Below are 24,624 nucleotides of genomic sequence, written 5' to 3'. Positions count from 1 at the left end.
GTTACCTTATGTCCGAGCAGTTTCTCTATTTTCTGCAGCAGATGTTTAACGGCGTCACGCTGGGCAGTACCTATGCGCTGATCGCCATCGGCTATACGATGGTATACGGCATTATCGGCATGATCAACTTCGCCCACGGCGAGGTCTATATGATTGGCAGCTATGTCTCCTTCATGATCATCGCCGCGCTGATGATGATGGGCATTGACACTAGCTGGCTGCTGGTCGCCGCCGGATTCGTGGGCGCCATTGTGATTGCCAGCGCCTACGGCTGGAGCATTGAGCGCGTGGCCTATCGGCCGGTGCGTAACTCCAAGCGCCTGATTGCGCTGATCTCCGCCATCGGGATGTCTATCTTCCTGCAGAACTACGTCAGCCTGACCCAGGGCTCCCGCGACGTGGCGCTGCCGAGCTTGTTTAACGGCCAGTGGGTCGTCGGCCACAGCGACAGCTTCTCCGCGACGATCACCACCATGCAACTGGTGATCTGGGTGGTGACCTTTATCGCCATGCTGGCCCTGACGCTGTTTATTCGCTACTCGCGGATGGGGCGCGCCTGCCGCGCCTGCGCGGAAGATCTGAAAATGGCCAGCCTGCTCGGGATTAACACCGACCGCGTCATTGCCCTGACCTTTGTCATCGGCGCAGCGATGGCGGCGGTGGCCGGCGTACTGCTGGGGCAGTTCTACGGCGTGATTAACCCCTACATCGGCTTTATGGCCGGGATGAAGGCGTTCACCGCCGCCGTGCTCGGCGGGATCGGCAGCATCCCTGGCGCGATGATCGGCGGCCTGATCCTGGGTATTGCCGAGGCGCTCTCTTCCGCCTATCTCAGCACCGAATATAAGGACGTCGTTTCCTTCGCACTGCTGATTCTGGTGCTGTTAGTGATGCCGACCGGCATTCTGGGCCGCCCGGAGGTGGAAAAAGTATGAAACCGATGCAAATTGCAATGGCGCTGCTCTCTGCCGTGATGTTCTTCATTCTGGCGGGCGTCTTTATGGGCGTGCAGCTGGAGCTGAACGGCACCAAACTGGTGGTCGATACCGCCGCCGATATTCGCTGGCAGTGGATCTTCATCGGTACCGCGGTGGTCTTTTTCTTCCAGCTGCTGCGGCCGCTGTTCCAGAAAGCGGTTAAGAACGTCTCCGGGCCGAAATTTATTATGCCGGCGATTGACGGGTCGACGGTGAAGCAGAAGCTGTTCCTGATCGCCCTGCTGGTGATTGCCGTGGCCTGGCCGTTTATGGTGTCGCGCGGCACGGTGGATATCGCCACCCTGACGATGATCTATATCATCCTCGGCCTCGGGTTGAACGTGGTGGTCGGCCTTTCCGGCCTGCTGGTGCTGGGCTACGGCGGGTTCTATGCCATCGGCGCGTATACCTTTGCGCTGCTGAACCACTATTATGGTCTCGGCTTCTGGACCTGTCTCCCGCTGGCCGGCCTGGTCTCCGCGGCGGCCGGTTTCCTGCTGGGCTTCCCGGTATTGCGTTTGCGCGGCGACTACCTGGCGATTGTGACCTTAGGCTTCGGCGAGATCGTGCGCATTCTGCTGCTCAACAATACCGAGATCACCGGCGGGCCGAACGGCATCAGCCAGATCCCGAAACCGACCTTCTTTGGCCTCGAATTTAGCCGCAGCGCCCGCGAAGGCGGCTGGGATACCTTCAGCAACTTCTTCGGCGTCAAATACGATCCCTCCGACCGGGTGATTTTCCTCTACCTGGTGGCGTTGCTGCTGGTAGTGCTCAGCCTGTTCGTCATCAACCGCCTGCTGCGAATGCCGCTGGGCCGGGCATGGGAAGCGCTGCGTGAAGATGAGATCGCCTGTCGTTCGCTGGGCCTGAGCCCGACGCGCATCAAGCTGACCGCCTTTACCATCAGCGCCGCGTTTGCTGGCTTCGCCGGCACGCTGTTCGCCGCGCGCCAGGGCTTCGTCAGCCCGGAATCCTTTACCTTCGCCGAGTCAGCCTTTGTGCTGGCGATCGTCGTGCTGGGCGGGATGGGCTCGCAGTTCGCGGTGATCCTCGCGGCTATTCTGCTGGTGGTCTCGCGCGAGTTGATGCGTGACTTCAACGAATACAGCATGTTAATGCTCGGCGGCCTGATGGTGCTGATGATGATCTGGCGTCCGCAGGGGCTTCTGCCAATGACGCGCGTGCAGTTGAAGCTGAAAAACGGTCAGGCGAAAGGAGAGCAGGCATGAGTCAGCCATTATTATCCGTTAGCGGCCTGATGATGCGTTTCGGCGGTCTGCTGGCCGTCAACAATGTGTCGCTGGAGCTCAGAGAGCGCGAGATCGTCTCGCTGATCGGCCCCAACGGCGCCGGGAAGACCACCGTCTTTAACTGCCTGACCGGTTTTTACAAGCCCACCGGCGGCACTATTCTGCTGCGCGACCAGCACCTGGAAGGGCTGCCGGGTCAGCAGATTGCGCGGATGGGCGTGGTGCGGACCTTCCAGCACGTGCGCCTGTTCCGCGAAATGACGGTGATTGAAAACCTGCTGGTGGCGCAGCATCAGCAGCTGAAAACCGGGCTCTTCTCCGGCCTGCTGAAAACGCCGGCCTTCCGTCGGGCGCAGAGCGAAGCGCTGGACAGGGCCGCCACCTGGCTGGAGCGTATCGGCCTGCTGGAGCATGCCAACCGTCAGGCCAGCAACCTGGCCTACGGCGACCAGCGTCGGCTGGAGATTGCCCGCTGCATGGTGACCCAGCCGGAAATTCTGATGCTCGATGAACCGGCGGCGGGGCTGAACCCGAAAGAGACCAAAGAGCTGGACGAGCTTATCGCCGAGCTGCGTAACCATCACAACACCACCATCCTGCTTATCGAACACGATATGAAGCTGGTGATGGGCATTTCCGATCGCATCTACGTCGTGAACCAGGGAACACCGCTGGCCAACGGGACGCCGGAAGAGATTCGTAATAACCCGGACGTGATCCGCGCATACCTTGGTGAGGCATAAGATGGAAAACGCGATGTTAACTTTTGACAACGTCAGCGCCCACTACGGCAAGATTCAGGCGCTGCACAACGTCAGCCTGCATATCAAACAGGGCGAGATCGTCACGCTTATCGGCGCCAACGGCGCGGGGAAAACCACCCTGCTTGGCACGCTGTGCGGCGACCCGCGCGCCTCCAGCGGGCGCATTGTCTTTGACGGTAAGGATATTACCGACTGGCAAACCGCGAAGATCATGCGCGAGGCGGTGGCGATCGTTCCGGAAGGGCGGCGCGTCTTTTCGCGTATGACGGTGGAAGAGAACCTGGCGATGGGCGGTTTTTTTGCCGACCGCGATCAGTTCCAGACCCGCATCAAATGGGTGTATGAGCTGTTCCCGCGTCTGCATGAACGCCGTATTCAGCGCGCCGGCACCATGTCCGGCGGCGAGCAGCAGATGCTGGCGATCGGTCGCGCCCTGATGAGCCAACCGCGCCTGCTGCTGCTGGATGAACCGTCGCTGGGGCTGGCGCCGATTATCATTCAGCAGATTTTCGACACCATCGAGCAGCTGCGCGAGCAAGGGATGACGATCTTCCTGGTTGAGCAGAACGCCAACCAGGCGCTGAAGCTGGCCGACCGCGGCTATGTGCTGGAGAACGGCCACGTGGTGCTGGAGGACACCGGCGACGCGCTGTTGGCCAACGAGGCGGTGCGCAGCGCCTATCTTGGCGGTTAATTCATCGCAACCCGGCGTCGTTCATTTCGCCGGTTTGTAGCCCGGGCGAGGCGCTTGCGCCGACCCCGGGAGCCGATCGCACGAATACATTTAAAAGAGCCTGTTGGCTCTTTTTTTGTACATGTATGTTGTACAATAAAAGAGTACAGCTTTGGAGGTTTTTATGAGAACGGTTAACTATAGCGAAGCCCGGCAAAATCTGGCCGATGTGCTGGAAAGCGCAGTGACAGGTGTACCTGTGACCATTACCCGTCGTGGGCATAAATCTGCAGTCATCATTAGTGCAGAAGAGTTTGAACGCTACCAGGCGGCCAGAATGGATGATGAGTTCGCGGCTATCATGGCGGTTCATGGTGATGAGATCAGGGAGCTTGCGGATAAATGACGCTGCAGATTATCTCAGCGGAAGAGATAATACAGTTTCACGACAGGCTGCTCCGCGTCACGCCTGGCGTTGCCGGTATGCCCGATCCGGGGCGTGCCGAAGCGATAATGTATAGGGTGCTAAACAAAATTGAATATGAAGGTGTGACAGACGTGTGGCGACTCGCTGCGATGCATCTGCTGGCGATTTCTCGCGGTCATATATTTAATGATGGTAATAAGCGTACGGCACTGTTTATCACCCTGCTTTTTTTAAAGCGAAATGGAATTATATTGCCAGCGAATCCAGACTTCGTCGGCATGACCGTCGAGGCAGCAGCAGGGCAACTTACCCTGGAACAGATTGTCGCGCGTTTGCGTGGATGACGGTTAACTCGTTGCAACCCGGCGGCTTCGCCGGTTTGTAGCCCGGGCGAGGCGCTTGCGCCGACCCCGGGAGCCGACCGCACGAATATTATCCGTGTCTCAGCTCCCACTTTACTTCCCCCGTCCTTTCATCGGCTTGTCATCTCTCTGACCCGTTACTATCTTTTTTTTGTAATAAAAAAGTTATTTTTCTGTAATTCGAACATGTCATGTTACCCCGCGAGCATAAAACGCGTGAAATCGCGCATCCGGCACAACAAGAGAGATAACCGATGATATCGTTACGACATACAGCTTTAGGACTGGCGCTGAGCCTGGCTTTTGCCGGTCAGGCCCTGGCGGTTACCACCATCCCATTCTGGCACTCAATGGAAGGCGAGCTGGGTAAAGAAGTGGATTCTCTGGCGCAACGCTTTAACGCGGCCAATCCTGATTACAAAATCGTTCCGGTATACAAAGGCAACTACGAGCAGAGCCTGAGCGCCGGTATCGCCGCCTTCCGTACCGGCAACGCGCCGGCTATCCTGCAGGTGTATGAAGTCGGCACCGCCACCATGATGGCGTCAAAAGCCATTAAGCCGGTCTACCAGGTGTTTAGCGAGGCGGGCATCAAGTTTGATGAATCGCAGTTCGTACCGACGGTGGCCGGGTATTACACCGATTCGAAAACCGGCCATCTGCTCTCCCAGCCGTTTAACAGCTCTACCCCGGTGCTCTACTACAACAAAGACGCCTTCAAAAAAGCCGGCTTAGATCCGGATCAGCCGCCGAAGACCTGGCAGGATCTGGCGGCCTATACCGCGAAGCTGAAAGCCGCCGGGATGAAGTGCGGCTACGCCAGCGGCTGGCAGGGCTGGATCCAGATTGAAAACTTCAGCGCCTGGCACGGTCTGCCGGTGGCCACGAAGAATAACGGCTTCGACGGTACCGACGCGGTTCTTGAGTTCAACAAGCCGGAGCAGGTGAAGCATATCGCGCTGCTCGAAGAGATGAACAAGAAGGGCGATTTCAGCTACTTCGGGCGTAAAGACGAGTCTACCGAAAAGTTCTATAACGGCGACTGCGCCATTACCACTGCCTCGTCCGGATCGCTGGCCGATATCCGCCAGTACGCCAAATTTAACTACGGCGTCGGCATGATGCCTTACGATGCCGACGTGAAAGGCGCGCCGCAGAACGCCATCATCGGCGGGGCCAGCCTGTGGGTGATGCAGGGCAAAGACAAAGAGACCTACACCGGCGTAGCGAAGTTCCTCGACTTCCTGACCAAACCGGAAAACGCCGCCGAGTGGCACCAGAAAACCGGCTACCTGCCGATCACTACCGCGGCCTACGATCTGACGCGTCAGCAGGGCTTCTATGATAAGAACCCGGGCGCCGATATCGCTACCCGCCAGATGCTGAACAAGCCGCCGTTGCCGTTCACCAAAGGTCTGCGCCTGGGCAACATGCCGCAAATCCGCACCATCGTCGATGAAGAGCTGGAGAGCGTGTGGACCGGCAAGAAAACCCCGCAGCAGGCGCTGGATTCCGCCGTGCAGCGCGGGAACCAGCTGCTGCGTCGCTTCGAGCAAGCGACCAAATCGTAATGTGTAACTTGCCCGGTGGCGCTGCGCTTACCGGGCCTACGATGTGCCCTATGTAGGCCGGGTAAGGCGTAGCCGCCACCCGGCATTGTTCAGGAACCCAATCTCAATGTCATCATCCCGTCCGGTATTCCGCTCGCGCTGGCTGCCCTATGTGCTGGTCGCGCCGCAGCTGATTATCACGTTGATTTTCTTTATCTGGCCCGCAGGCGAAGCGCTGTGGTACTCGCTGCAGAGCGTCGATCCCTTTGGCCTTTCCAGCCAGTTCGTCGGCCTGGATAACTTCGTTGCGCTGTTCCACGATCCGTACTACCTGGACTCGTTCTGGACCACCATAAAATTTAGCGCCCTGGTGACCGTCAGCGGCCTGCTCATTTCGCTGTTTTTCGCCGCGCTGGTCGACTATGTGGTGCGCGGCAGCCGCTTTTATCAAACGCTGATGCTGCTGCCGTACGCCGTGGCCCCCGCCGTCGCGGCGGTGCTGTGGATCTTCCTCTTTAACCCCGGGCGCGGGCTGATCACCCATTTCCTCGGCGAGCTGGGCTATGACTGGAACCATGCGCAGAACAGCGGCCAGGCGATGTTTCTGGTGGTCTTCGCCTCGGTGTGGAAGCAGATAAGCTACAACTTCCTGTTCTTCTTCGCCGCGCTGCAGTCGATTCCGCGTTCGCTGGTTGAGGCCGCCGCCATCGACGGCGCCGGGCCGATTCGTCGCTTCTTTAAGCTGGCGCTGCCGCTGATTGCGCCGGTGAGTTTCTTCCTGCTGGTGGTCAACCTGGTTTATGCCTTCTTCGACACCTTCCCGGTGATCGATGCCGCCACCGCTGGCGGCCCGGTGCAGGCGACCACCACTCTGATCTACAAAATCTATCGCGAAGGTTTCGCCGGGCTCGATCTATCCGCTTCCGCCGCGCAATCGGTGGTGCTGATGTTCCTCGTCATTATCCTGACGGTGGTGCAGTTCCGTTACGTTGAAAGTAAGGTGCGTTACCAATGATTGAGAACCGTCGCGGGCTGACGATTTTCAGCCACACCATGCTGATCCTGGGTATCGCCGTCATTTTATTCCCGCTGTACGTCGCCTTCGTGGCGGCGACGCTGGATAACAAATCGGTATTTGAAACGCCGATGACGCTGCTTCCCGGCGGACATCTGCTGGAGAACATGAAGACCATCTGGGTGAACGGCGTCGGCGTCAACAGCGCGCCGTTCTGGCTGATGATGCTCAACAGTTTCATCATGGCGTTCGCCATTACGGTCGGCAAAATCGTGGTGTCGATGCTTTCGGCGTTCGCCATCGTCTGGTTCCGCTTTCCGCTGCGTAACCTGTTCTTCTGGATGATCTTTATCACCCTGATGCTGCCGGTCGAGGTGCGTATTTTCCCGACGGTGGAGGTGATCGCCAACCTCAACATGCTCGACAGCTATGCCGGGTTAACGCTGCCGTTGATGGCTTCGGCCACCGCCACCTTCCTGTTCCGCCAGTTCTTTATGACCCTGCCGGACGAGCTGATTGAAGCGGCGCGTATCGATGGCGCTTCGCCGATGCGCTTCTTTCGCGACATCGTGCTGCCGCTGTCGAAAACCAACCTCGCCGCGCTGTTCGTCATCACCTTTATCTACGGCTGGAACCAGTATCTGTGGCCGTTGCTGATTATTCAGGATGTGAATCTTGGCACCGCCGTCGCCGGTATTAAAGGCATGATCGCCACCGGCGAAGGTACTACCCAGTGGAATCAGGTGATGGCGGCGATGCTGCTGACCCTGATCCCGCCGGTCGTCATCGTTTTAGCCATGCAGCGCGCGTTTGTGCGCGGCCTGGTCGATAGTGAGAAATAAAATGGCTGGTTTAAAACTACAGGCAGTAAGCAAAAGCTGGGATGGCAAAACCCAGGTAATTCAACCGCTGACGCTGGACGTGGCGGACGGGGAATTTATCGTTATGGTCGGCCCGTCGGGCTGCGGGAAATCAACGCTGCTGCGGATGGTCGCCGGACTTGAACGGGTGACCAGCGGCGATATCTGGATCGATCGTAAACGGGTGACCGAGATGGAGCCGAAAGATCGCGGCATCGCGATGGTGTTCCAGAACTATGCCCTTTATCCGCATATGAGCGTGGAAGAGAACATGGCGTGGGGGCTGAAGATTCGCGGCATGGGTAAGGGATTGATCGCCGAGCGGGTGCAGGAGGCGGCGCGCATTCTTGAGCTGGATGGTCTGCTCAAGCGCCGCCCGCGGGAACTGTCCGGCGGCCAGCGCCAGCGCGTGGCGATGGGCCGCGCCATCGTGCGTGACCCGGCGGTATTCCTCTTCGACGAACCGTTGTCAAACCTCGACGCCAAGCTGCGCGTGCAGATGCGTCTGGAACTGCAGCAGCTGCATCGCCGCCTGAAAACCACCTCGCTGTACGTCACCCATGACCAGGTGGAGGCGATGACCCTCGCCCAGCGGGTGATGGTGATGAACAAAGGCGTTGCCGAGCAGATCGGCACCCCGGTGGAAGTGTATGAGAAGCCAGCCAGCCGCTTTGTGGCGAGCTTTATCGGCAGCCCGGCCATGAACCTGCTGGAAGGGCGCATCAGCGATGACGGCGGTCGCTTTGAGCTGGCGGGCGGCATGCAGCTGCCGACGAATCATGAGCACCGGCGCCACGCTGGGCGTAAAATGACGCTCGGTATCCGTCCGGAGCATTTTATCTTAAGCTCGCAGGCGCAAGGTGGTATTCCGCTGCTGATGGACACCCTGGAAATTTTAGGTGCCGATAACCTCGCTCACGGGCGCTGGGGCGAACAGAAGCTGGTGGTCAGACTGCCGCATCAGCAGCGCCCGGCGGCAGGCAGCACGCTATGGCTGCATCTGCCTTTGGAACATCTGCACCTCTTTGATGGTGAAACAGGAAAACGCGCATGAGTAACTGGCCTTATCCCCGCATCGTCGCCCATCGCGGCGGCGGTAAACTGGCGCCGGAGAACACCCTGGCGGCTATCGACGTCGGCGCCCGCTACGGGCACACGATGATTGAATTTGACGCCAAGCTGTCGAAGGACGGGCAGATCTTTCTGCTGCATGACGATAATCTCGAACGCACCAGCAATGGCTGGGGCGTGGCGGGCGAGCTGGCGTGGGACGATCTGCTGAAGGTCGATGCCGGTAGCTGGTTCAGCCGTGAATTTAAGGGCGAGCCGCTGCCGCTGCTCTCCCAGGTGGCGGAGCGCTGCCGTCGTCACGGCATGATGGCGAATATCGAAATTAAGCCGACCACCGGGCTGGGGCCGCAGACCGGGAAAGTGGTGGCGCTGGCCGCGCGCGATCTATGGCAAGGCATGACCGCGCCGCTGCTCTCCTCTTTTGAAATCGACGCCCTGGAGGCGGCGCAGGAAGCCGCGCCCGAGCTGCCGCGCGGGCTGCTGCTGGATGAGTGGCGCGATGACTGGCGCGAATTGACCACCCGGTTGGGCTGCGTGTCGATTCACCTCAATCACAAACTGCTGGATGCGGCGCGGGTGGCGAGCCTGAAACAGGCCGGCCTGCACATTCTGGTGTACACGGTCAATAAACCCCAGCGCGCCGCCGAACTGCTGCGCTGGGGCGTAGACTGCATCTGCACCGATGCCATTGATGTCATCGGGCCGAATTTCCAGCCTTAAGACGGATTTGCGGCGGACGACCTTTACGGATTAGTCTGCCGCAGCATCCCACCGTTGTTATTTGGCCGCACCTGCTGCGGCGCATTCAGATTGCCGCCCTGGGCCGCACGCTGCTGATTAGTCTGCAGCTGGTTTTGCAAATGCTGCTGCTGCGAGCGGGTCTGATTGTTCAGATCCTGCTTCAGCATGCTCTGCTGCTGCTGTTGCTGGATCTTCATCTCATTTTGCATGCGCTGCTGGCTGGGGACCACGTAACCCGGCTGGTTAGGGTTGTTATTAATATTGATCGGCTGGGCTAGTACGCCAAGCGGCATCAGCGCCGCCAGAAACAGAATCGCTTTCATGGTTTTCTCCTCCCGTGCGTGGGATCACTTAAGTGTACCTCGAATCTGCCATAACAATGATTTTTTAGGAGTTATCAACCAGGCTTAAGCGGGGAATGAAACCTACCTTTCAGGAGTAAGACAATGATAAAAACAACAATATGGCGTCAGGTGGTCATCGCTGCGTTGCTGGCGGGGGGCAGCTTTACCGTCGCCGCCAATCCGCCACCGCCGCCGCCGGTCTCTTATGGCGTAGAGGAAGATGTGTTCCACCCGGTACGCGCCCGGCAGGGGATGGTGGCCTCGGTGGACGCGCTGGCGACCCGCGTCGGCGTGGATATCCTGCGCCAGGGCGGTAACGCTGTCGATGCGGCGGTAGCGGTAGGCTACGCGCTGGCGGTCACCCATCCGCAGGCCGGGAATATTGGCGGCGGCGGTTTTATGATGCTGCGGACTAAAGACGGCAAGACCACGGCGATCGATTTCCGCGAAATGGCGCCAGAGCAGGCCACCCGCGACATGTTCCTTGACGACCAGGGCAACCCGGACAGTAAAAAATCACTGACTTCGCATCTGGCCTCCGGCACGCCAGGCAGCGTCGCCGGTTTCTCCCTCGCGCTGGAAAAGTATGGCACCATGCCGTTGAACAAAGTGATCCGTCCGGCGATTAAGCTGGCGGAAGAGGGGTTTATCGTTAACGATGCGCTGGCGGACGATCTGAAGACCTACGGCAGCGAAGTGATCCCGCAGCATGAAAATAGTAAAGCGATCTTCTGGAAGAACGGCGAGCCGCTGAAGAAGGGCGATCGGCTGGTGCAGAAGAACCTCGGTAAGAGCCTGGAGCTGATTGCCGAGCACGGCCCGGACGCCTTCTATAAAGGGGCCATAGCCGACCAGATCGCTGACGAGATGAAAAAGCACGGCGGGCTAATCACCAAAGCCGATCTCGCCGGCTATAAGGCTGTGGAGCGTACGCCGGTTAGCGGCGAGTATCGCGGGTATGAGGTTTACTCTATGCCGCCGCCGTCCTCCGGCGGGATCCATATCGTGCAGATCCTCAATATCCTCGAAAACTTCGATATGCAGAAATATGGTTTTGGCAGCGCCGACGCCATGCAGGTGATGGCGGAGGCGGAGAAACACGCCTACGCCGACCGCTCTGAATATCTCGGCGACCCTGACTTCGTCAACGTGCCGTGGCAGGCGCTGACCAGCAAGGCTTACGCCAAAGCGATCGCCGCCGAGATTGATGTCAACAAGGCGAAGCCTTCCAGTCAGATCCGTCCGGGCAAGCTGGCGCCCTATGAAAGCAACCAGACCACCCACTTCTCGGTGGTCGATAAAGACGGCAATGCGGTGGCGGTGACCTATACGCTGAATACCACCTTCGGTACCGGCATTGTGGCCGGTAATTCCGGCATTCTGCTCAATAACCAGATGGATGATTTCTCGGCGAAGCCCGGCGTGCCTAACGTCTATGGTCTGGTGGGCGGCGACGCCAATGCGGTGGAGCCGAAAAAACGCCCGCTGTCGTCGATGTCGCCGACCATTGTGGTGAAAGACGGCAAAACCTGGCTGGTAACCGGCAGCCCGGGCGGCAGTCGGATCATCACCACCGTACTGCAGATGGTGGTCAATACCATCGATTTCGGGATGAACGTCGCGGAAGCCACCAACGCGCCGCGTTTCCACCATCAATGGCTGCCGGATGAGCTGCGGGTGGAGAAAGGCTTTAGCCCGGATACCCTCAAGCTGCTGGAGGCGAAGGGGCAGAAAGTGGCGCTGAAAGAGGCGATGGGCAGTACCCAGAGCATCATGGTGGGGCCGGACGGCATGCTGTATGGCGCCTCCGATCCGCGTTCGCCGGATGATTTAACGGCGGGGTATTGATGTGTTGCCCGGTGGCGCTGTTGCGCTTACCGGGCCTACAACTGTGCGAACGCAGGCCGGGTAAGGCGAAGCCGCCACCCGGCAACACGCTACTTCATTCTCGCCATATAATACGCATCCACATACTCACCGTTGCGCAGCGCGTAACGCCTGCCGGTGCCTTCGATCTCAAAGCCGTACTTCTTATACACCGCAATCGCCGGGGCATTATCGGCGAACACCGTCAGCTCAATACGCTCGACGCGCAGCCAGTTGTCGCACATATCAATCATGGTACGCATCAGCGCGCTGGCGACGCCGCGGTTGTGCCAGCGCGAATCCACGCTGACACCAAAATCGGCGACGTGGCTACGGCGGGGACGTTGGACGACGGTAATGCTTAAATGGCCGACGACTTGCTCATCGATACAGGCCACCAGTTGCTTCACGCCGGGCGTATCGGTTAGCCGCTCCCGCCACATATGTTCGGATGGATGAGGGACCTGTAGCGTGTTGTGATACACCTCCGGCTGGGCGTGAATTTGACGAATCGCGTCAATATCTTTCGGTTCAGCATGGCGTATCACGATGTCACTCATTCCTTGTTCCTCATTCAGGTGAAAAGTCCCTTTAAACATCACTGACTACGGCGTTCGAGTCAACACGCATTATTTGCAAAAAAAAGTAGACAAGTGCGAATGAGAATGATTATTATTGTCCTGCATTCAGGGAGACCCTTGCGGAAAGCCTGAAAGCACGACATTGCTCACATTGCTTCCAGTATTACTTTAGCCAGCCGGGTGCTGGCTTTTTTTTTTGCTGCTATCTCAGGCGCTCTGCGGCCTGACGGGCTCCGCGTCGGCTTTGGAGGGTGCGTCTGCTACCAGACCGAGAATATGACTTTTGTTCTCCGCGGCGGCCAGCAGTTCAGCGCGACCGCTAAAAACGCCGCCTTTCTTGATCGCCAGCGTGCGATAGGCGAGGGTACCCTCCAGATGGCCGTGCTCCTCGATGGTGATGCTGTCGCCATGACACTGCCCCTGCACCTTGCCGTCAATTATTAGCTCCCGGCAGCTGACGTTGCCCTCCACCTGGCCTTCACGCATTACCTTAATCAAATGCTCTTTGGCCTCAATGTTGCCGGTGACCTGACCGTGGATATAGACATGGCCGCTGGCGACTATATTGCCGACGAAATGCACCCCGCTGGCGATGACCGTAGTCTCGTGTTTTTTGCTGGCGACCGCTTCGGGTTCTGGGTTAATTGCCGGAGGCGTGGCTGCTTCTGATATCTGAGGTTCCGTTTTATTTTTCTTAATAAACATCGCGTTAATTTTGTTCCGTTGGCTATGGAGGAGGAAAGCGATAAGCGCGCAGGCGGCCGCCAGGCGCGCCAGCGCGCTTGCATCGACAGACCAGGCGATCAGCGCGAGAAGCCAGAAAAAAAGGGCGCCGTTTATGGCGAGATACTGTTTGTCCATCAGCAGCGGCTGGCTACTCCGTTAGTCATCAGCAACCTCCTGGTTTGCTCTCCACTTATCCGCAGTTTTGCCATGGCGATCAAGGTTTTTTGCCGAAAACTGCTGATTTAATCACTTATTAATCAATAAGTTATTAATAATTACGTATGAGTGATACTCGAACTATTTTCCTAACGAATCTTCACTGCAAGCAAGCAGAGAGGATGAAGTGAGGGACCGGCTTGCGCTATGGTTGAAGGTAGCTCATTAACTAAGGACAGCGTTATGATTCTGCACTGCGCATTTATTGGCTTTGGTAAAAGCACCACCCGCTATCACCTTCCTTACGTTTTGCACCGCAAAGACCGCTGGCAGGTAGCGCACATTTACCGCCGCCGGGCGAAGCCCGAGGAGCAGGCGCCGCAGTATTCCCATATTCATTTCACCAGCGACCTTGAAGAAGTATTAAACGATCCACTGGTCAAGCTGGTGGTGGTCTGCACTCACGCCGACAGCCATTTTGAATATGCGAAAAAGGCGCTGGAGGCAGGAAAAAACGTGCTGGTGGAAAAGCCGTTCACCCCGACGCTGGAGGAAGCAAAAACTCTGTTTGCCCTGGCGAACAGCAAAGGCCTGACGGTGACGCCCTATCAGAACCGCCGTTTCGACTCCTGCTTCCTGACCACCAAAAAGGTGATTGAGAGCGGGAAACTCGGCGAACTGGTGGAGATCGAAAGCCATTTCGATAACTACCGCCCGCTGGCGGAGACCAACCCCGGCGGTCCGCAAAACGGCGAGTTCTATGGCCTTGGCGTGCATACCCTGGATCAGATCATTTCGTTGTTCGGCCGCCCGGACCATGTCTCTTACGATCTGCGCTCGCTGCGCAATAAAGCCAACCCGGATGACACCTTTGAAGCCCAGCTGTTCTACGGCGATATGAAGGCCATCGTTAAGACCAGCCATCTGGTGCAGATCGATTACCCGAAATTTATCGTTCACGGGCACAAAGGTTCGTTTGTGAAGTACGGCATTGACCAGCAGGAGACCAGCCTGAAGGCCAATATCATGCCGGGCGAGCCGGGATTTGGCGCGGACGACAGCGTTGGCGAGCTGGTGTATGTCAACGAGGCAGGGGAGATGGTGCGCGAAGCGGTGCCGCTGGAGAACGGCGATTATGGTCGGGTGTACGACGCGCTGTACGACACCCTCGTCAACGGCCAGCCGAATTACGTCAAGGAAACTGACGTTCTCACCAATATGGAGATCCTGCAGCGCGGCTTTGAGCAGCCTTCACCGGCCACCATTACCCTTACCCGATAAGTCAAATTGGCTCCTCTGCGCTTGTTCATATTTTTTGAACAGAGGAGTCAATTTTCACCCTCTATGATCGCCGGCGAAATGGGTCCACACTGACTCCATCGACAACATACGGGGGTGCAACATGATCTATTTACGCAAAGCGAACGAACGTGGCCACGCTAACCATGGCTGGCTGGATTCCTGGCATACTTTCTCTTTCGCCAACTATTATGACCCGAACTTTATGGGCTTCTCCGCCCTGCGGGTGATTAACGACGACGTCATCGACGCCGGTCAGGGCTTCGGTACCCACCCGCACAAAGACATGGAGATCCTGACCTATGTGCTGGAAGGGGCGGTGGAGCACCAGGACAGCATGGGCAACAAAGAGCAGGTGCCGGCGGGCGAGTTCCAGATCATGAGCGCGGGTACCGGGGTGCGCCACTCTGAGTACAACCCGAGCAAAACCGATCGTCTGCGTCTGTATCAGATCTGGATTATTCCGGAAGAAACCGGCATTACCCCGCGCTACGAGCAGCGCCGCTTCGACGCCGCCCAGGGCAAACAGCTGGTGCTGTCGCCGGATGCGCGAGATGGCTCGCTGAAGGTGTACCAGGATATGGAACTCTATCGCTGGGCGCTGCTGAAAGATGAGCAGTCGGTTCACCAGATTGCCGCGGAACGCCGCGTGTGGATCCAGGTGGTCAAAGGCGAAGTGACCATCAACGGTACCAAAGCCACCACCAGCGACGGTTTGGCCATCTGGGACGAGCAGGCGATTTCGGTTCATGCCGACAGCGATAGCGAGATCCTGCTGTTCGATCTGCCGCCGGTTTGATAGTTATCTGAGCCAGGTTAAATAAATTGCGCAGCCTTCCCTCATGTTAGGGAAGGTTGCGCTTTGTCCGTGATAAACTGAGAAAATGTTTCCCCGTTGATCACAGTCAGGACGATGAAAAAGAAAAGACCCGTACTTCAGGATGTAGCCGATCTTGTCGGCGTGACCAAAATGACGGTCAGTCGCTATTTACGCAACCCGGAGCAGGTCTCCGAAGCGCTGCGTGGCAAGATTGCCGTTGCCCTCGATGAACTGGGTTATATTCCCAATCGCGCCCCTGACATTCTTTCCAACGCCACCAGCCGCGCCATCGGCGTGCTGCTGCCGTCGTTAACCAATCAGGTCTTTTCGGAAGTACTGCGCGGTATCGAAAGCGTCACCGACGCCTTCGGCTATCAAACCATGCTGGCGCACTACGGCTATAAGCCGGAAATGGAAGAGAAACGCCTCGAATCGATGCTCTCCTGGAACATTGATGGCCTGATCCTCACCGAACGCACCCATACGCCGCGCACCCTGAAGATGATCGAAGTCGCCGGCATTCCGGTGGTGGAGCTGATGGACAGCCGGTCGCCGTGTCTCGATATTGCCGTCGGGTTTGATAACTTTGAAGCCGCCCGGCAGATGACCGCGGCGATCATCGCCCGCGGCCACCGCCATGTCGCCTATCTGGGGGCGCGTCTTGATGAACGTACTATCATCAAACAGAAGGGGTACGAGCAGGCGATGCTTGACGCCGGGATGACGCCCTACAGCGTGATGGTGGAACAATCCTCGTCCTATTCTTCGGGGATTGAGCTGATGCGCCAGGCGCGCCGCGAATATCCGCAGCTCGACGGCATCTTCTGCACCAACGATGACCTCGCGGTCGGCGCGGCGTTCGAGTGCCAGCGTCTGGGGCTGAAGATCCCCGATGATATGGCGATCGCCGGGTTCCACGGCCATGATATCGGCCAGGTGATGGAGCCGCGGCTGGCCAGCGTCCTGACCCCGCGCGAGCGAATGGGGCGCATCGGCGCCGAACGGCTGCTGGCGCGCATTCGTGGTGAAGCGATTACCCCTAAGATGTTAGATTTAGGTTTCACATTGTCACCGGGCGGATCAATTTAAACTGACAAGTTTGAAGTAGATCACACATATTCACATCTGGCACGAATGGATATTGCTTCTCCACAGGCCCGGCATGACAATGTTACCGATAACAGTTACCCGTAACAATTAACCGATACGCCGCCTTCGCGCTGGATGAGTCAGCCCCGGCGCGGCGTACCAGTCCAGTGGGAGGACGCTTTGAGCACGACTAACCATGATCACCACGTCTATGTCCTGATGGGCGTTTCCGGCAGCGGAAAATCCGCTGTCGCCAGCGAAGTGGCGCATCAACTGCATGCCGCGTTTCTTGACGGCGACTTTCTCCATCCGCGCAGCAATATCACCAAGATGGCCTCCGGCGAGCCGCTCAACGATGACGACCGCACGCCGTGGCTGCAGGCGCTAAATGACGCCGCGTTCGCCATGCAGCGTACCAACAAGGTGTCGCTGATCGTCTGCTCGGCGCTGAAGAAGAGCTATCGCGACATTCTGCGCAAGGGCAACCCGAACCTCTCCTTCATCTACCTGAAAGGCGATTTCGACGTGATCGAAAGCCGTCTGAAGGCGCGTAAAGGGCACTTCTTTAAAACCCAAATGTTGGTGACGCAGTTTGAAACGCTGCAGGAACCAGGCGCCGACGAGAGCGATGTGCTTATCGTCGATATCGACCAGCCGCTGGAAGGCGTGGTGGCCAGCACCATCGAGGTGATCAACAAAGGCAGTCACTAGTGAGTACTTTAACGCTTGTTTTAACAGCAGTCGGCTCGGTATTGCTGCTGCTGTTTTTAGTCATGAAGGCGCGAATGCACGCCTTCGTGGCTTTGATGGTGGTTTCTATTGGCGCCGGTCTCTTCTCCGGCATGCCGCTGGATAAAATCGCGGCGACGATGGAGAAAGGAATGGGCGGTACGCTGGGCTTCCTGGCGATCGTCGTCGCGCTCGGCGCGATGTTCGGGAAGATCCTGCATGAAACGGGGGCGGTCGATCAGATTGCCGTCAAGATGCTCAAATCCTTTGGCCACAATCGCGCGCACTATGCGATTGGTCTCGCCGGACTCATCTGCGCGCTGCCGTTGTTCTTCGAAGTGGCGATCGTACTGCTGATTAGCGTCGCCTTCTCGATGGCGCGCCATACCGGTACTAACCTCGTGAAGCTGGTGATCCCGCTGTTTGCCGGCGTTGCCGCCGCCGCGGCGTTTCTGTTGCCTGGACCGGCGCCGATGCTGCTGGCGTCGCAAATGCACGCCGACTTTGGCTGGATGATCCTGATTGGCCTGTGTGCGGCCATTCCGGGGATGATTATCGCCGGTCCGCTATGGGGCAACTTCATCAGCCGCTACGTCGAATTGCATATTCCTGACGACGTCACGGAACCGCATCTCGGCGAAGGCAAAATGCCCTCCTTCGGCTTCAGCCTGGCGCTGATCCTGCTGCCGCTGGTGCTGGTTGGCCTGAAAACCATCGCCGCGCGCTTTGTGCCGGTGGGTTCCACTGCCTACGAATGGTTCGAGTTTATCGGCCACCCGTTCACCGCGATCCTGGTGGCCTGCCTGGTGGCGATTTACGGTCTGGCGGTACGTCAGGGAATGGCGAAAGACCGGGTGATGGAGATTTGCGGCCACGCGCTGCAGCCGGCCGGGATTATTCTGCTGGTGATCGGGGCTGGCGGCGTCTTCAAGCAGGTGCTGGTTGACTCCGGCGTTGGCCCGGCGCTTGGTGAAGCGCTGACCGGAATGGGGCTGCCGATCGCTATTACCTGCTTCGTACTGGCGGCGGCGGTGCGTATCATTCAGGGCTCTGCCACCGTGGCGTGCCTGACGGCGGTCGGCCTGGTGATGCCGGTGATTGAGCAGCTGAACTACAGCGGCGCGCAGATGGCGGCATTGTCTATCTGTATCGCCGGCGGCTCGATTGTGGTAAGCCACGTGAACGACGCCGGCTTCTGGCTGTTCGGTAAATTTACCGGCGCCAGTGAAGCCCAGACGCTGAAGACCTGGACCATGATGGAAACCATCCTTGGCACCACCGGGGCGATTGTCGGTATGATCGCCTTCCAGCTGCTGAGCTAAGCCCGCTCATCTCCCGCTCGCGGGAAATAAAAAGCCAGGGTAACGCTGCTTACCCTGGCTTCTTTGCAATAAACCGCCCTTTTTCCCTCTTTTCCTTGCCAGCTATTGGCCCTTATTAGCGCTACGACGATGCTCGTATCCCTCGTCATCCCTTGCTGTGACTGGGTTTGTCGCTTTTTTTTGGCAAGCGGAAAAGCACCAGATTTCACGCTTAATCCATAATCAGGATCAATAAAATAGCGACGGAAAATATTCCATTCCCCAGGGGATTTCCCCGATAATCGTTGCGCTTTTGACGACGACCAGCGACGGTGGACAATGTGCAGGATAAGTTGCTTTTCTGATTGTTCAGCAATCATTGATTAATTTCACTTGCGACTTTAGCTGCATTTTGTAAGGTGAGGGATAATCCAGTTGGAAACTGGCCAGGCACAAACAGCACACACCTCGCAGGAATACGTTATGAAAAATGTTGGTTTTATCGGCTGGCGCGGAATGGTCGGCTCTGTCCTCATGCAACGCATGGTTGAAGAGCGCGATTTCGACGCCATTCGCCCGGTGTTCTTCTCTACCTCCCAGCTGGGACAGCCAGCGCCGTCATTCGGCGGTAGCACCGGTGGCACGCTGCAGGATGCGTTCGATCTGGACGCTCTGAAGGCGCTGGACATTATTGTCACGTGCCAGGGCGGCGATTACACCAACGAGATTTACCCGAAGCTGCGCGCAAGCGGCTGGCAGGGTTACTGGATTGACGCGGCTTCTTCGCTGCGCATGAAGGACGATGCGATCATTATCCTCGACCCGGTTAACCAGGATGTGATCACCGCCGGCCTGAACAACGGCGTGAAAACCTTTGTCGGCGGCAACTGCACCGTCAGCCTGATGCTGATGTCCCTCGGCGGCCTGTTTGCTCAGGATCTGGTGGAGTGGGTCAGCGTGGCGACGTACCAGGCGGCTTCCGGCGGCGGCGCGCGTCATATGCGCGAGCTGCTGAGCCAGATGGGGCAACTGCATAATCATGTGGCCGCGGAGCTGGCGGACCCGGCTTCCGCCATCCTGGATATTGAGCGCAAAGTGACGTCGCTGACCCGCAGCGGCGAGCTGCCGGTCGATAACTTTGGCGTACCGCTGGCGGGCAGCCTGATCCCGTGGATCGACAAACAGCTGGATAACGGTCAGAGCCGCGAAGAGTGGAAAGGCCAGGCGGAGACCAACAAGATCCTCGCCACCTCGTCCGTTATCCCGGTAGACGGCCTCTGCGTTCGCGTTGGCGCGCTGCGCTGCCACAGCCAGGCGTTTACCATCAAGCTGAAGAAAGATGTTTCTATCCCGACCGTTGAGGAGCTGCTGGCCGCGCACAACCCGTGGGCCAAAGTGGTACCGAACGATCGTGAGATTACCATGCGCGAGCTGACCCCAGCCGCGGTGACGGGCACCCTGACCACCCCGGTAGGACGCCTGCGTAAACTGAATATGGGGCCGGAGTATCTATCGGCCTTTACCGTTGGCGACCAGCTGCTGTGGGGCGCCGCGGAGCCGCTGCGCCGGATGCTTCGCCAGCTGGCGTAAGCCCAGGATGAACAGAAAGGGGGTCTTCAAGCCCCCTTTTTTTTTGCGTAATACAAGGAGTAAACGCGGATGTTAGATTTTTCCCCACGGAGGTAACTCAGCCTTGGCTATGCTTTAAGTAAGGAATTCCTTACCTGAAGGTGGGACGGAGCAGGAGGATGCTGAGAGCACTGCGCCGTTCAGGTCAAAAAAGTCGCCAGTTACAGGAATGAGCGACACTTACAACAGGATGAAAGCATGTCTAATCATATTGATAGAGACGTGATTAATGCGCTAATCGCCGGTCATTTCGCGGATCCCTTTTCCGTGCTCGGCATGCACCGTACTGACGCCGGGCTGGAAGTGCGCGCATTATTACCCGATGCCACCGACGTGTGGGTTATTGAACCGAAAACCGGACGCAAAGTCGGCAAGCTCGAATGTCTCGACTCGCGTGGTTTCTTCAGCGGCGTCCTGCCGCGGCGTAAAAACGTTTTTCGCTATCAGCTGGCCGTCACCTGGCACGGGCAGCAGAATCTGATCGATGACCCTTATCGCTTTGGTCCGCTGTTGCAGGACCTTGACGTCTGGCTGCTGTCGGAAGGGACCCACCTGCGCCCTTACGAAACGCTGGGCGCGCACGCTGCCACCATGGACGGCGTCACCGGTACCCGTTTCTCGGTGTGGGCGCCGAACGCCCGCCGCGTATCGGTGGTGGGGCAGTTTAACTACTGGGATGGCCGTCGCCACCCGATGCGATTCCGCAAAGAGTCCGGGATCTGGGAGCTGTTCGTTCCCGGCGCGCACAATGGCCAGCTGTATAAATTCGAACTGATTGACGCCCACGGCAATCTGCGGGTCAAAGCCGACCCTTACGCCTTTGAGTCGCAAATGCGTCCGGAAAGCGCCTCGCTTATCTGCGACCTGCCGCCCAAAGTGGAACAGCCAGCGGACCGCAGAGCGGCGAACCAGTTTGATGCCCCGATCTCTATCTATGAAGTGCATCTCGGCTCCTGGCGCCGTCATACCGATAATAATTTCTGGCTGAGCTACCGCGAGCTGGCCGACCAGCTGGTGCCCTATGCGAAATGGATGGGCTTCACCCATCTCGAACTATTGCCGGTTAACGAGCACCCGTTCGACGGCAGCTGGGGCTATCAACCCACCGGGCTCTATGCGCCGACCCGCCGCTTCGGCACCCGCGACGATTTCCGTTACTTTATCAATGCCGCGCACGCCGCCGGGCTGAACGTCATTCTTGACTGGGTGCCCGGCCACTTCCCGGCGGATGATTTTGCCCTTGCCTCGTTTGACGGCACTTCGCTGTATGAGCACAGCGATCCGCGCGAGGGGTATCACCAGGACTGGAATACCCTGATCTACAACTACGGACGTCGGGAAGTCAGCAACTACCTGGTGGGTAACGCGCTGTACTGGATCGAACGCTTCGGCATCGATGCGCTGCGGGTCGACGCGGTGGCCTCGATGATCTATCGCGATTACAGCCGCAAGGCGGGAGAGTGGATCCCCAACGAATACGGCGGGCGGGAGAATCTGGAAGCCATTGAGTTTCTGCGCAACACCAACCGCATCCTTGGCGAACAGACGCCGGGCGCGGTCACCATGGCGGAAGAGTCCACCGATTTTGCCGGGGTGACCCGTCCGCCAGCCGGCGGCGGCCTCGGTTTCTGGTTCAAATGGAACCTCGGCTGGATGCACGACACCCTGGATTACATGAAGCTCGATCCGGTGCATCGCCGCTACCATCATAACAAAATGACCTTCGGCATGCTCTACAACTACACCGAGAACTTTGTGCTGCCGCTCTCCCACGATGAAGTGGTGCACGGCAAAAAATCGATTCTCGACCGCATGCCGGGCGATGCCTGGCAGAAGTTCGCCAACCTGCGCGCCTACTACGGCTGGCTGTTCGCCTTCCCGGGGAAAAAGCTGCTGTTTATGGGCAATGAGTTCGCTCAGGGCCGCGAGTGGAACCATGACGTTAGCCTCGACTGGCATCTGCTGGAGGGCGGCGACAACTGGCACCACGGCGTCCAGCGGCTGGTGCGCGACCTGAACCATACCTACCGTCATCATAAAGCGCTGCACGAGCTGGATTTTGACCCCTACGGCTTCGAATGGCTGGTGGTCGACGACCATGAGCGCTCGGTGTTTGTCTTTGTACGCCGTGACCGGGCGGGCAACGAGATTATCGTCGCCAGCAACTTCACACCGGTGCCGCGCCACGACTACCGCTTCGGCATTAACCAGCCGGGCCGCTGGCGCGAGGCGCTAAATACCGACTCCATGCACTATCACGGCAGCAATCAGGGCAATGGCGGCGTGGTGGAAAGCGACGCTATCGCCAGTCATGGCCGCGAACATTCGCTGTCGCTGACCCTGCCCCCGCTGGCGACGATCTGGCTGGTCCGGGAGGCGCAATGACCTCACTCGCGGCAGGCAAACCTGCGCCATTGGGCGCCAGCTATGACGGCAAGGGGGTGAATTTCGCCCTCTTCTCCGCCCATGCGGAGCGGGTGGAGCTGTGCGTATTCGACGAGCAGGGCAACGAGCAACGCTTCGATCTCCCGGCGCGCAGCGGCGACATCTGGCACGGCTGGCTGGCCGCCGCCGGGCCGGGCCTGCGCTACGGCTATCGGGTGCATGGTCCCTGGGACCCGGCACAGGGGCACCGCTTTAACCCGGCCAAGCTGTTGATCGATCCCAGCGCCCACCGGGTCGAGGGCGATCTGCCTGACGATGAGCGCCTGCACGGCGGCATGTGGCAGCCCGATCGCCGCGACAGCGCCGCGGTCGCGCCAAAATCGCAGGTGGTGGATCTGCGCTATGACTGGCGTGGCGATAAACCGCCGCGTACCCCATGGGGGGAAACGGTGATTTATGAAGCGCACGTGAAAGGGCTCACCTTGCTTAATCCGCAGCTACCGGAAGCCATTCGCGGAACCTATAAAGCGCTGGGCCACCCGGCGATGATCGCTTACTTCAAATCGCTGGGCATCAGCGCCCTTGAGCTGTTGCCGGTGGCGCAGTTCGCCAGCGAGCCGCGACTGCAGCGGATGGGGTTAAGCAACTACTGGGGCTACAACCCGTTGGCGTGGTTCGCGCTGGATCCGCGCTACGCCAGCGACCCGGATCGCGCCCTGGATGAGTTTCGCGATGCGGTTAAGGCGCTGCACGCCGCCGGTATCGAAGTGATTCTGGATATCGTGCTCAACCATAGTGCGGAAATCGATCTAGAAGGGCCCACCGTCTCCCTGCGCGGAATCGACAACCGTAGCTATTATTGGGTAAGGGAGGATGGCGATTATCACAACTGGACCGGGTGCGGTAATACGCTCAATCTTAGCCACCCCGGCGTGGTGGAGTGGGCGCGCCAGTGTTTGCGCTTTTGGGTGGATGAGTGCCATGTCGACGGCTTTCGCTTCGACCTCGCCTCAGTGATGGGGCGGACGCCGGAATTCCGCCAGGATGCGCCGCTGTTTGAGGCTATCCGCCGCGACAGCGTGCTGTCGCAGGTGAAACTGATTGCGGAACCCTGGGATATCGGCCCGGGCGGCTATCAGGTGGGTAATTTCCCACCGCTGTTCGCTGAATGGAATGACCATTTTCGCGATAGCGCCCGACGCTTCTGGTTACAGCAAAATGTCTCCCTGGGGGATTTTGCCCAACGTTTCGCGGCCTCCAGCGATCTCTTTGCCCGCGATGGCAAGCCGCCATCGGCGACGGTCAACCTGGTGACGGCCCACGATGGCTTCACGCTGCGCGACTGCGTTTGTTTCAATCAGAAACACAATGAGGCAAACGGGGAGGAGAATCGCGATGGGACTAACAATAACTACAGCAACAATCATGGTATAGAAGGATTAGAAGCGAATTTTGCGGTGATTGAACGGCGGCGCGCCAGCGCGCATGCGCTGTTGACGACGCTGCTGCTGGCTCAGGGGACGCCAATGCTGCTGGCGGGCGATGAACAGGGCCACAGCCAGCACGGTAACAATAATGCTTACTGCCAGGACAACGCCCTGACGTGGCTGGACTGGCGCCAGGCGAACCCGGGATTAACCGCCTTTACCGCGGCGCTGATCCACCTGCGGCGCCGTATTCCGGCGCTCACCCGCAACCGCTGGTGGCAGGAGGGGGATGGCAACGTCCGCTGGCTTAATCGCAACGCCCAGCCCCTGACTGCCGCGGAGTGGCAGCAGGGGGCCGCGTGTATGCAGATCCAGTTGTCGGATCGCTGGCTGCTCACGCTGAACGCCACCGCAGAGGTGGTCGATATGGTTTTACCCGAGGGGGAATGGCGCGCCGTTCCTCCATTCGCCGGAGAGGATAATCCGGTCATCATGGCTGTCTGGCATGGGCCCGCGCACGGAGTGTGCGTATTTCAAAGGTCGTAAGCCCTGAAGCTTTCGGTTGGACCCGTGGCGGCG

General features: G+C 58.5%; 24 protein-coding genes. 20 read left to right on the top strand and 4 right to left on the bottom strand.

What is annotated here, in order from left to right; genetic code table 11:
• Positions 1-8: 8 nt before the first annotated feature.
• From livH to ugpQ, 11 genes are all read left to right on the top strand, one after another.
• Positions 9-935 carry a high-affinity branched-chain amino acid ABC transporter permease LivH gene (gene livH, locus HMPREF1024_RS12070; protein ID WP_002920807.1) on the top strand — a complete coding sequence of 309 codons (927 nt, stop codon included), beginning with the start codon at positions 9-11 and terminating at the stop codon, positions 933-935.
• Positions 932-2,209, top strand: a complete 1,278-nt coding sequence (livM, locus tag HMPREF1024_RS12075; RefSeq protein ID WP_004174005.1) for a branched chain amino acid ABC transporter permease LivM — start codon at positions 932-934, stop codon at positions 2,207-2,209. The genes livH and livM overlap by 4 nt, the downstream gene beginning before the upstream one ends.
• Positions 2,206-2,973 (top strand): high-affinity branched-chain amino acid ABC transporter ATP-binding protein LivG, encoded by a 768-nt coding sequence (gene livG, locus HMPREF1024_RS12080; protein WP_002920803.1) that lies wholly within the window; start codon positions 2,206-2,208, stop codon positions 2,971-2,973. Before livM ends, livG begins: the two co-directional genes overlap by 4 nt.
• Position 2,974: 1 nt before the next feature.
• Positions 2,975-3,688, top strand: coding sequence for a high-affinity branched-chain amino acid ABC transporter ATP-binding protein LivF (livF, locus tag HMPREF1024_RS12085; protein WP_004145133.1), 714 nt, complete (start codon positions 2,975-2,977; stop codon positions 3,686-3,688).
• 163 nt (positions 3,689-3,851) lie between these two features.
• A complete protein-coding gene (locus HMPREF1024_RS12090) occupies positions 3,852-4,073 on the top strand; it encodes a type II toxin-antitoxin system Phd/YefM family antitoxin (RefSeq protein WP_004174006.1) in 222 nt (73 codons plus the stop codon).
• Positions 4,070-4,438, top strand: a complete 369-nt coding sequence (locus HMPREF1024_RS12095) for a type II toxin-antitoxin system death-on-curing family toxin (RefSeq protein WP_002920800.1) — start codon at positions 4,070-4,072, stop codon at positions 4,436-4,438. The genes HMPREF1024_RS12090 and HMPREF1024_RS12095 overlap by 4 nt, the downstream gene beginning before the upstream one ends.
• A 272-nt stretch (positions 4,439-4,710) precedes the next feature.
• A complete protein-coding gene (gene ugpB, locus HMPREF1024_RS12100; RefSeq protein ID WP_002920796.1) occupies positions 4,711-6,027 on the top strand; it encodes a sn-glycerol-3-phosphate ABC transporter substrate-binding protein UgpB in 1,317 nt (438 codons plus the stop codon).
• Between the two features lie 106 nt (positions 6,028-6,133).
• Positions 6,134-7,021 (top strand): sn-glycerol-3-phosphate ABC transporter permease UgpA, encoded by an 888-nt coding sequence (gene ugpA, locus HMPREF1024_RS12105; protein WP_002920792.1) that lies wholly within the window; start codon positions 6,134-6,136, stop codon positions 7,019-7,021.
• Entirely contained in the window at positions 7,018-7,863 is an 846-nt protein-coding gene (ugpE, locus tag HMPREF1024_RS12110; RefSeq protein WP_004185988.1) for a sn-glycerol-3-phosphate ABC transporter permease UgpE, read from the top strand. The genes ugpA and ugpE overlap by 4 nt, the downstream gene beginning before the upstream one ends.
• A 1-nt stretch (position 7,864) precedes the next feature.
• Entirely contained in the window at positions 7,865-8,935 is a 1,071-nt protein-coding gene (locus tag HMPREF1024_RS12115; protein ID WP_002920787.1) for a sn-glycerol-3-phosphate import ATP-binding protein UgpC, read from the top strand.
• Positions 8,932-9,672: a glycerophosphodiester phosphodiesterase gene (gene ugpQ / locus HMPREF1024_RS12120; protein WP_004174010.1), complete on the top strand. Its 741-nt coding sequence runs from the start codon at positions 8,932-8,934 to the stop codon at positions 9,670-9,672. The genes HMPREF1024_RS12115 and ugpQ overlap by 4 nt, the downstream gene beginning before the upstream one ends.
• Before the next feature lie 23 nt (positions 9,673-9,695).
• On the opposite strand, the gene HMPREF1024_RS12125 is transcribed toward ugpQ, so the two are convergent.
• Entirely contained in the window at positions 9,696-10,016 is a 321-nt protein-coding gene (locus tag HMPREF1024_RS12125) for a DUF2756 family protein (protein WP_004150073.1), read from the bottom strand.
• A gap of 123 nt (positions 10,017-10,139) precedes the next feature.
• On the opposite strand from HMPREF1024_RS12125, the gene ggt reads away from it, so the two are divergent.
• Positions 10,140-11,885 (top strand): gamma-glutamyltransferase, encoded by a 1,746-nt coding sequence (ggt, locus tag HMPREF1024_RS12130; RefSeq protein WP_009308738.1) that lies wholly within the window; start codon positions 10,140-10,142, stop codon positions 11,883-11,885.
• 89 nt (positions 11,886-11,974) lie between these two features.
• On the opposite strand, the gene yhhY is transcribed toward ggt, so the two are convergent.
• Both yhhY and HMPREF1024_RS12140 read right to left on the bottom strand, forming a co-directional pair.
• Positions 11,975-12,463, bottom strand: coding sequence for an N-acetyltransferase (gene yhhY, locus HMPREF1024_RS12135; RefSeq protein ID WP_009308737.1), 489 nt, complete (start codon positions 12,461-12,463; stop codon positions 11,975-11,977).
• 228 nt (positions 12,464-12,691) lie between these two features.
• Positions 12,692-13,345, bottom strand: a complete 654-nt coding sequence (locus tag HMPREF1024_RS12140; protein ID WP_009308736.1) for a polymer-forming cytoskeletal protein — start codon at positions 13,343-13,345, stop codon at positions 12,692-12,694.
• Between the two features lie 264 nt (positions 13,346-13,609).
• Between HMPREF1024_RS12140 and HMPREF1024_RS12145 the strand changes: the two genes are divergently transcribed.
• The 5 genes from HMPREF1024_RS12145 to gntU all read left to right on the top strand — a co-directional run bounded on the left by HMPREF1024_RS12145 (position 13,610) and on the right by gntU (position 18,625).
• Positions 13,610-14,647 carry an oxidoreductase gene (locus HMPREF1024_RS12145; protein WP_009308735.1) on the top strand — a complete coding sequence of 346 codons (1,038 nt, stop codon included), beginning with the start codon at positions 13,610-13,612 and terminating at the stop codon, positions 14,645-14,647.
• 121 nt (positions 14,648-14,768) lie between these two features.
• The gene (locus HMPREF1024_RS12150) at positions 14,769-15,464 is read left to right on the top strand and encodes a pirin family protein (protein ID WP_002920779.1); all 696 of its coding nucleotides are present in this window, start codon (positions 14,769-14,771) and stop codon (positions 15,462-15,464) included.
• 114 nt (positions 15,465-15,578) lie between these two features.
• The gene (gntR, locus tag HMPREF1024_RS12155) at positions 15,579-16,574 is read left to right on the top strand and encodes a gluconate operon transcriptional repressor GntR (RefSeq protein ID WP_002920777.1); all 996 of its coding nucleotides are present in this window, start codon (positions 15,579-15,581) and stop codon (positions 16,572-16,574) included.
• Between the two features lie 180 nt (positions 16,575-16,754).
• Positions 16,755-17,285 carry a gluconokinase gene (gene gntK, locus HMPREF1024_RS12160; protein ID WP_002920775.1) on the top strand — a complete coding sequence of 177 codons (531 nt, stop codon included), beginning with the start codon at positions 16,755-16,757 and terminating at the stop codon, positions 17,283-17,285.
• A complete protein-coding gene (gntU, locus tag HMPREF1024_RS12165; RefSeq protein ID WP_002920773.1) occupies positions 17,285-18,625 on the top strand; it encodes a gluconate transporter in 1,341 nt (446 codons plus the stop codon). Before gntK ends, gntU begins: the two co-directional genes overlap by 1 nt.
• Here the strand turns inward: gntU and HMPREF1024_RS0126605 are convergent.
• A complete protein-coding gene (locus HMPREF1024_RS0126605) occupies positions 18,622-18,984 on the bottom strand; it encodes a hypothetical protein (protein ID WP_004151411.1) in 363 nt (120 codons plus the stop codon). The two genes, gntU and HMPREF1024_RS0126605, sit on opposite strands and share 4 nt — an antisense overlap.
• A gap of 103 nt (positions 18,985-19,087) precedes the next feature.
• Here HMPREF1024_RS0126605 and asd point away from each other — a divergent pair, with 103 nt between their 5' ends.
• From asd to glgX, 3 genes are all read left to right on the top strand, one after another.
• Positions 19,088-20,194 (top strand): aspartate-semialdehyde dehydrogenase, encoded by a 1,107-nt coding sequence (gene asd, locus HMPREF1024_RS12170; RefSeq protein ID WP_002920570.1) that lies wholly within the window; start codon positions 19,088-19,090, stop codon positions 20,192-20,194.
• A gap of 237 nt (positions 20,195-20,431) precedes the next feature.
• Positions 20,432-22,618: a 1,4-alpha-glucan branching enzyme gene (glgB, locus tag HMPREF1024_RS12175; RefSeq protein WP_009308734.1), complete on the top strand. Its 2,187-nt coding sequence runs from the start codon at positions 20,432-20,434 to the stop codon at positions 22,616-22,618.
• Positions 22,615-24,591 (top strand): glycogen debranching protein GlgX, encoded by a 1,977-nt coding sequence (glgX, locus tag HMPREF1024_RS12180; protein ID WP_004174015.1) that lies wholly within the window; start codon positions 22,615-22,617, stop codon positions 24,589-24,591. The genes glgB and glgX overlap by 4 nt, the downstream gene beginning before the upstream one ends.
• Positions 24,592-24,624 lie beyond the last annotated feature (33 nt).

This window comes from Klebsiella sp. 4_1_44FAA (genome assembly GCF_000238715.1).
GTDB lineage: Bacteria > Pseudomonadota > Gammaproteobacteria > Enterobacterales > Enterobacteriaceae > Klebsiella > Klebsiella pneumoniae.
This window is presented reverse-complemented; position numbering and strand designations above follow the sequence as displayed.

Excerpts from the sequence above, each read along its gene's own strand:
- livH (WP_002920807.1), top strand. The coding sequence starts at position 9 with ATGTCCGAGCAGTTTCTCTATTTTCTGCAGCAGATGTTTAACGGCGTC.
- livM (WP_004174005.1), top strand. The coding sequence starts at position 932 with ATGAAACCGATGCAAATTGCAATGGCGCTGCTCTCTGCCGTGATGTTC.
- livG (WP_002920803.1), top strand. The coding sequence starts at position 2,206 with ATGAGTCAGCCATTATTATCCGTTAGCGGCCTGATGATGCGTTTCGGC.
- livF (WP_004145133.1), top strand. The coding sequence starts at position 2,975 with ATGGAAAACGCGATGTTAACTTTTGACAACGTCAGCGCCCACTACGGC.
- HMPREF1024_RS12090 (WP_004174006.1), top strand. The coding sequence starts at position 3,852 with ATGAGAACGGTTAACTATAGCGAAGCCCGGCAAAATCTGGCCGATGTG.
- HMPREF1024_RS12095 (WP_002920800.1), top strand. The coding sequence starts at position 4,070 with ATGACGCTGCAGATTATCTCAGCGGAAGAGATAATACAGTTTCACGAC.
- ugpB (WP_002920796.1), top strand. The coding sequence starts at position 4,711 with ATGATATCGTTACGACATACAGCTTTAGGACTGGCGCTGAGCCTGGCT.
- ugpA (WP_002920792.1), top strand. The coding sequence starts at position 6,134 with ATGTCATCATCCCGTCCGGTATTCCGCTCGCGCTGGCTGCCCTATGTG.
- ugpE (WP_004185988.1), top strand. The coding sequence starts at position 7,018 with ATGATTGAGAACCGTCGCGGGCTGACGATTTTCAGCCACACCATGCTG.
- HMPREF1024_RS12115 (WP_002920787.1), top strand. The coding sequence starts at position 7,865 with ATGGCTGGTTTAAAACTACAGGCAGTAAGCAAAAGCTGGGATGGCAAA.
- ugpQ (WP_004174010.1), top strand. The coding sequence starts at position 8,932 with ATGAGTAACTGGCCTTATCCCCGCATCGTCGCCCATCGCGGCGGCGGT.
- HMPREF1024_RS12125 (WP_004150073.1), bottom strand. The coding sequence starts at position 10,016 with ATGAAAGCGATTCTGTTTCTGGCGGCGCTGATGCCGCTTGGCGTACTA.
- ggt (WP_009308738.1), top strand. The coding sequence starts at position 10,140 with ATGATAAAAACAACAATATGGCGTCAGGTGGTCATCGCTGCGTTGCTG.
- yhhY (WP_009308737.1), bottom strand. The coding sequence starts at position 12,463 with ATGAGTGACATCGTGATACGCCATGCTGAACCGAAAGATATTGACGCG.
- HMPREF1024_RS12140 (WP_009308736.1), bottom strand. The coding sequence starts at position 13,345 with ATGGACAAACAGTATCTCGCCATAAACGGCGCCCTTTTTTTCTGGCTT.
- HMPREF1024_RS12145 (WP_009308735.1), top strand. The coding sequence starts at position 13,610 with ATGATTCTGCACTGCGCATTTATTGGCTTTGGTAAAAGCACCACCCGC.
- HMPREF1024_RS12150 (WP_002920779.1), top strand. The coding sequence starts at position 14,769 with ATGATCTATTTACGCAAAGCGAACGAACGTGGCCACGCTAACCATGGC.
- gntR (WP_002920777.1), top strand. The coding sequence starts at position 15,579 with ATGAAAAAGAAAAGACCCGTACTTCAGGATGTAGCCGATCTTGTCGGC.
- HMPREF1024_RS0126605 (WP_004151411.1), bottom strand. The coding sequence starts at position 18,984 with ATGATTGCTGAACAATCAGAAAAGCAACTTATCCTGCACATTGTCCAC.
- asd (WP_002920570.1), top strand. The coding sequence starts at position 19,088 with ATGAAAAATGTTGGTTTTATCGGCTGGCGCGGAATGGTCGGCTCTGTC.
- glgB (WP_009308734.1), top strand. The coding sequence starts at position 20,432 with ATGTCTAATCATATTGATAGAGACGTGATTAATGCGCTAATCGCCGGT.
- glgX (WP_004174015.1), top strand. The coding sequence starts at position 22,615 with ATGACCTCACTCGCGGCAGGCAAACCTGCGCCATTGGGCGCCAGCTAT.